This is a genomic window from Streptomyces sparsus (genome assembly GCF_054776295.1).
Genome location: NZ_BAAHCA010001448.1, coordinates 1 through 836 on the forward strand (window position 1 = coordinate 1; position 836 = coordinate 836).

Annotated in this window: 1 protein-coding gene; it reads right to left on the reverse strand. The window is 73.8% G+C overall.

The genetic code is table 11. The features are described 5' to 3' along the window. Positions 1-836: Wzz/FepE/Etk N-terminal domain-containing protein (locus ACYVE9_RS28970; protein WP_461030848.1), on the reverse strand; the 836-nt coding region annotated here is incomplete at both ends.

Here is an 836-nt window from a genome sequence, read left to right on the forward strand (position 1 = left end):
ATGTCCCGGCGCAGCACGGGGCGGTCCGCCACCACCGTGCTGACCGCGGCGACCGCGAGCCCGAGGAAGAGCCCGAGCACGAGCCCGATCGCGGCGTTGGTGGCGGCGGCCGTGGGCAGGGAGTGCCGCACCGCGTGCGGGGCGTCCACGATCTGTGTGCCGGCGACGAGCCGGGGCGTGCCGAGGCGCGCCTCCGCGGCGCGCTGGCCGAAATCGGTGATCCGCGAGGTGAGTTCGGCCCGGCGGGCGAAGAGCGACTCCATGTCCGCCGACGCCTTCGGATCACTCTCCGGCGGTCCGTCCCCGATCGCCCTGTTGACCTGGGCGAGTTCGTCCCGCATCCGGTCACGCTGGTCGAGCAGGGTCTCGGCCTCCGCTTTCGCGGCCTCCCGGATCCGCCGCACGTGGTCCGCGACGAACGCATCGGCCAGCGCCTCGGCGCGGGCCACCGCCTCCGCGTCGCTGCCGGCGCTCACGTTGATCTGGAGCACGTTGTTGGTGAGCCCGATGCCCTCGTAGTCCCGCACGAAGTCCTCCGGTTCCTCCGAGGACTCCAGGGACCGCAGGGCCAGGTCCGCGATCCGTGTGGTCTGCAGCAGCGCGACGTCGGTGCGGATCAGCGTTCCGGGATCGTTCGGCTGGTCCGCCTGATGCGCGACCAGCACCTTGGTCACCGCGGTCGGCGGCGGCGGTAGCAGGACCGCGATCGCCGCGCCGGCGAGCAGCCCCAGCAGCGCCATGGCCCCCCAGAGGCGGCGCCGCCTCCGCACCGCCACCACCAGCGCCTGCAGATCCAGCAGCGGGGCCGCGGCCGACGGCTCCGAAGCCGTACTCGT